The sequence below is a fragment of the Ruminococcus sp. genome (genome assembly GCF_016283395.1).
On the sequence record NZ_JAEEMU010000003.1, the window covers coordinates 1 to 5,934 of the forward strand.

Here is a 5,934-nt window from a genome sequence, read left to right on the forward strand (position 1 = left end):
ACAAACAAGAACCTTGACTTCTGCAACGACGTTTTTGCTCTTAACGAAGCAGGCTTCGACCAGATATCCGTAGAGCCTGTTGTGGGCGATGACGATATCTATGCACTTACAGAAAAGGATCTCCCTGCTGTATTTGCAGAGTATGAAAAGCTCGCACTGAAGCTCCTCGAAAACGAGAAGAACGGCAAGAAGTTCAATTTCTTCCACTTCATGCTCGATTTAGACCAGGGACCGTGCGCTATCAAGCGTCTGAGAGGCTGCGGCTGCGGAAACGACTATGTGGCTATCACTCCAGACGGAGATATCTTCCCATGTCATCAGTTCGTAGGTATTGACGAGTACAAAATGGGAAATATCGACGAGGGTACTTTCAATCAGGAAATGAAGGCTGATTTCGCAAAGGCTCACGTTTATTCAAAGCCCGACTGCCGCGAGTGCTGGGCAAAGTTCTATTGCAGCGGCGGCTGTAATGCCAATAATTACCAGTATATGGGCGATATCAGAACTGCTCATAAGATATCATGTCAGCTTGAAAAGAAGCGTCTTGAGTGCGCTATAATGATGAAAGCTGTCAAAATGGCGGATACAGCTGAGTGATCGAAGAGTTATTAGTTGTTAGTGCATAGTGATCAGTAGGGGCGGATATTATCCGCCCTTTGTATTTACTGTACCGGTGCAACTTGCTTTTGTATGACTTATATGTTATAATCATAATATAATAACAACAGGGGGGAGAGCTATGAAAATAAACCGTATACAGCTGAATTGCCGCCGTGAAACAGCGTTCAGCGGCGAGTTGGGTGCAGACCCTGTTCTGCTTTTTTTCAGGACGCCTGTCATGTATATGGACGGTGGAAAGGCTCTTCACACCTCGGGCAGCTGCGCAGCTTTGCTGACAAGCGGCTATAAGTCCACGTTCCGACCTATAAAGGGCAAGAATATGCGATATGATCTCGTTAGCTTCAAGACTTCGGCTGCCGACAGACAGTACATCGCGTCAATGAACCTTCCGCAGGATACGCCTATCGAGCTTGCGGACAATTACGCAGTAGCAGGTATACTGAGAGCTATGCAGTCGCAGTCCATGCACAGAGGAAGACATTTCAGCGAGTTTATGGAGCTTTCCATGCGTATGATTTTTATAGCACTCAGTGATGCAGCCGATTGCCCCGAGCCTACAGAGGAGGAAAAGATTCCGCGGTACAACGAACTTAAAAAGTACCGCGAACTCATATACGACGACCCTATGAATATGTGGTCTGTTGAGGATATATGCGACGAGATGCAGATAAGCCGCTCATATTTTCACCGCCTGTACTTCATGGCGTTCGGAGTCACATTCCGTCAGGACGTTATCGAGAGCAGGCTCGTCAGAGCAGCGGAGCTTCTTAAAAATACGGCTATGTCCGTTACGGCTATCTCCGAGACCTGCGGCTATGACAGTGAGTCGTACTTCATGAGACAGTTCAAAAAGCACAAAGGCTGTACCCCGTCAGAGTACAGAAGAAGGAAGGAAAATTCAGAAAAATAGCCGACCTTTGTGTATTTTGTATATCGGTCAATGAATTATGTGGGAATTTATATGGCCCTTTAGTGCAAAAAATCAAAAAAACACTTTACAAGTACAAAGATTTGTGATATAATACTGAGTATGAGCAATTTTTGCGTGAAAATCAATCGGGGAAGCAATTTTTGGAGAATACCGCATTTGTATGCGGTCAATGGACAGGCAGCAAGCATATCACCCTCAAAAAGCATTGCAGCTGTCTGATAATAACCGAATATTCTTTAAGGAGCGATTTCGTTTTATGACTAACGGAGATAAGCGAAGAAACCGCAAAAGAGATAAAGTATCAAAACGCTATAAGGTTAGATACGACAGACTCGTTGCGGTAGTCCTTGTTCTTGTGGTTCTCATCGTGGTGCTTGCATCATGCTGTAAGAGCTGTTCAAATAAGGAAAAGAAACCCAACTCCGCAGCATCGACCCAGGCATCGAATACTGATAATACACAGCAGTCGTCAATTATTGACGGTCTTATTACAAGTAATGAGACAAGTTCACTTATAACAGGTACTCCCGACGGACAGAAGCCGTCAGAGTCAATGTATACAACAGAAGTACATAATGCAGCTGATATCAACAGAGGTAACCTTATCCTTGTAAATTCAGACCATGAGTATAAGTTCTCTGAGGACGATATCGAGCTCGTATCAATTTACGACAGTATAGACGGCGTAGCCTTCCACGTAAGCGATATGGTCACAAAGCTTGACACAGAGGCTCTCGATCAGGTTAAGGCACTTATGCAGGCTTTCTATGAGGCTGAAGATAATTCCGATATTTATGTTATCGGCGGCTACCGTACACTTGAGGAACAGAATGACAAGTACTACAACGGTAATTCTCAGTTCCAGGGCGGTTTTTCGGACTACCATACGGGCAGAAGCTTTGATATGGCTATAGTTCCGAAGGATTCCACATCGGGATACTATTCGCCTACAGGTGTTTACAGCTGGATATACGAAAATGCCGCAGATTACGGCTTTGTAGTACGTTTCCCAGAGGGCAAGGAAGGCTCAACAGGAGAGCGTGCAAGAGATTATACATACAGATATGTAGGAGCTCCTCATGCTGTATATATGAAGCAGAACAATTTATCCTTAGAGGAGTATATAAACGGGCTTAAATCACATACTAAGGACGAACCTGTCGAGGTAACTGTGGGAAATAAGCTTTACCAGATATACTATGCTCCTGCTAACGCAACAGGAAATACAGATGTTCCTGTACCCGCAAACAAGACCTATACTGTTTCGGGAAATAATGTTGACGGATTTATCGTTACTGTAAGCATGAATTAAAGCAAAAATGTCCCCCGATCAAGGGGGACTATTTTGGTTGTTGGAGTATTTGAAAAAGAATGGAGACAAATGTGAAAGAAAAAGAGAGAAAGATAATAAGTCTTGCAGCCTGCGCGGTCATGTGCCTTACTGGTATGACAGGCTGCGGTCACGGAGATAAAAAAGGCAGCGGAGCAGGTCATATGTACAGTGCGGCTCTTGCATACAATCCAAAAAGCCTTGATCCGCAGTATGCTACAGATCCAGCTTCCGCTACTGTAATAAAAAACCTTTACAGCGGACTTGTGATGAAGGACGAAAAAGGCGGCATAACCTGCTGCAACGCAAAGGACTACAGCGTTTCCGCGGACGGCTGCGTTTATACTTTCCACCTGCGTGAGGAAAATTACTGGTTCTTTGATGAGAATAATGACGATGTTATAGACGATGACGAGTATTTCCCCGTTACGGCAGATGATTACGTATTCGCGCTCAGGAGAATACTTGACCCGAATATGCATTCGCCCTATGCCAGTGAATTCATGTGTCTGAGCGGCAGCAGACTTGCAAGAGACAACGCTCATTCTATGGAAGCTCTTGAGGTCGTGGCAAAGGACGACTATACACTTGAGATAACTCTTGACTATCCCTGTGCTGAGTTCCTCAGCCTGCTGGCAACACCTGCGGCTTATCCCTGCAATGAGGAGTTCTTCCTGTCAACAAAGGGACGCTACGGACTTGATGACAGGTCGGTGATGTCAAACGGTCCGTTCTATGTCAGACAGTGGTATTATGATCCCTACGGAAACGCAAATATACTCTATATGCGCAAGAATTCAGTCAACGAGAATGAAAACTATGAGATACTGCCGACATTTGTAAGCTTTTCCATTGAGAAAAGCGAGGCTGATGTGAAGCAGTGCTTCAAGGACGATACTGCCGAGTGCTTCTCATCGACGAAGGTTGGCGGCTACAACCCGAAAAAGTACCATATATCAGGCTATAAGGCAATGACGCTGGGACTTGTTTTCAATCCTGCGGATAAGTATTACTCTAACGAGAACCTTCGCAGAGCCGTTGCACTTGCCGCTGACAGGGAAGCTCTGAAAGGCGAGACAAGCAGCGATATACAGCCTGCTTATGGTATAATACCGCCTGCTGTTGACATTGTTGGAAGAAGCTATCGTGAGCTCTCGTCTGAGAAGCAGTTTGATATCTATGATACAAAAGCTGCTGCTGACGCACTTGCAAAGGCAAAGAGCGAGCTGAAAATAAGCTCGGTGGAGAGCGTAAAGATAATCGTTGATTCGAGTACTGTTGACTCACGCTATCTCCATGTGCTGTCACAGCACTGGCAGGACAGTCTCGGCATTTATATAGGTATCGAGGACCTTACTACAGAGGAGTTCAACGAGAGGATAGAAAGCGGCAATTACAGTATCGCGCTTTATCCTGTTAAGGGCGACTTCAACAGCGGACTTGCCGTGCTTGATAAGTTCAGAACTACAGACTGCCTGAAAAAGGCGGCAGGTGACGATTTCAATACCGAAAACGTGATGAAGAGCTCATCTGTTACGGAGCTTGTAAACAGCTATACAGCTGCCGAAAAGAGCATACTTGACAAGCTGTGGTTCGTGCCGCTTTTCTATAAGAGCACATATCTCGTTGCAAAAGAGGATAACGAGGATATCATCTATGACCCGTTCACAGGCTCTATAGATTACAGAATAGCAAAGAATTACAGTTAAATTACAGTAAAAAGTCCGTGAAGGGGGAGCCCCCTCTGGCGAGATCGTGGCATAAAAATATCGAGTCCATAATTTCAGGCTCGGTAACCCACTTTCCCGTTAAGAGAAGCTTCCTGACGATCACGGACTTTTTTGCTCGGCATACTGTTTGCAAAAAAATTAAATTAAGTAAAAGCCTTGATTTTACCGCGAACATACAGTATAATTAAAGTGGAAAGTAGTACGTGAAAAGGCGCGATGCATCAGCATATTATTACGTCTTATCAGCAAAGAATATAGCAACGCCTGTTTATTAGTTGAAAAGGAGTTGATATTATGAAAAAGATTATAAGTATATTGCTTACTACATCAATGTTGGCAGGCAGTGCTGCAATGCCATTTACAGCTATTGCTGCCGAAACGGCAACCACGGCATCGCAGGCAAGTGAAGCCGCAAAAACTGGTACACTCACTGTAACCGCCTATCATGAGACTTCTGGCGGCGAAAATGATACAGGCGAGACAAATGAAAACACAAATCTGAGAACATTCACGGTTCAGTATATATACGACACTTATGTAATAGTAAGTGTTGATGGTTCGCGTTTTATTAGAGAGCTGATGTTCCTGTATAAAAAAGATATAGACAGTAATATTGATCCTGTTCTGGGAATGAAGCTTACATTTGGTTATACCGAAACTCTTGACACATATCCAGGACAATTCGGCGGAGTGCATGATGTTAAAGTAGTTTCGGAAGATGGCGGATTGATAAAAGGCGATTCAAACTGCGATGGACAGGTGGATATGGCAGATGTTGTATTCATTATGCAGGCTCTTGCGAATCCTGATAGGTACGGCGAAAAAGCAGAGGAATACCAAGGTATCACTGCATTGGGCAAGCTCAACGGCGATATGAACGGCGACGGTCTGACTGTCAATGATGCATTGGCTATACAGAAGAAGCTCCTCGGCTTGGACGAAGCTGAGACAGAACTCGACATCACAAGAAAGAAGATATCGGACTTTGTTGACGAAAACAAGATAAACTGCATGGTCATTCCCAAAGACAGAATACCTGAGAATTACGCCGATAAGTACGTATTCATAAACAATAACTACAGCAACAGCGATGAAAAAGAAGCTCTCAATAAGTTCATACTTCAAAATGATATCGACAGAAGCCTTTTGAAGTATATCCCCTATGACCTCGATGATGACCATGAGGTCAATAAGATAGTGGAAAAGCTGTACTGGTACATTCTCGATAATGATATCAAAGCATCTGTGAGCAGGTTCGCAGGCAGCAATGACCCGAAATTCGAGGATAAAGTCGTTATTACCTATAGGTGGCAGGATGAAGG

5 protein-coding genes are annotated in these 5,934 nt (G+C 44.3%); all 5 read left to right on the forward strand.

Annotated features, from left to right (window positions below; genetic code table 11):
- Nucleotides 1-597, forward strand: a 597-nt coding sequence (locus QZZ41_RS00070) for an SPASM domain-containing protein (protein WP_295066498.1), incomplete at its 5' end; no start/stop codon positions are given.
- 142 nt (nucleotides 598-739) lie between these two features.
- Entirely contained in the window at nucleotides 740-1,531 is a 792-nt protein-coding gene (locus QZZ41_RS00075) for a helix-turn-helix transcriptional regulator (protein ID WP_295066500.1), read from the forward strand.
- Between the two features lie 277 nt (nucleotides 1,532-1,808).
- Nucleotides 1,809-2,864, forward strand: a complete 1,056-nt coding sequence (locus QZZ41_RS00080; protein ID WP_295066503.1) for a M15 family metallopeptidase — start codon at nucleotides 1,809-1,811, stop codon at nucleotides 2,862-2,864.
- 71 nt (nucleotides 2,865-2,935) lie between these two features.
- Nucleotides 2,936-4,591 carry an ABC transporter substrate-binding protein gene (locus tag QZZ41_RS00085; RefSeq protein ID WP_295066505.1) on the forward strand — a complete coding sequence of 552 codons (1,656 nt, stop codon included), beginning with the start codon at nucleotides 2,936-2,938 and terminating at the stop codon, nucleotides 4,589-4,591.
- A 315-nt stretch (nucleotides 4,592-4,906) separates the two neighbouring features.
- Nucleotides 4,907-5,934: dockerin type I repeat-containing protein (locus QZZ41_RS00090; protein WP_295066508.1), on the forward strand; the 1,028-nt coding region annotated here is incomplete at its 3' end.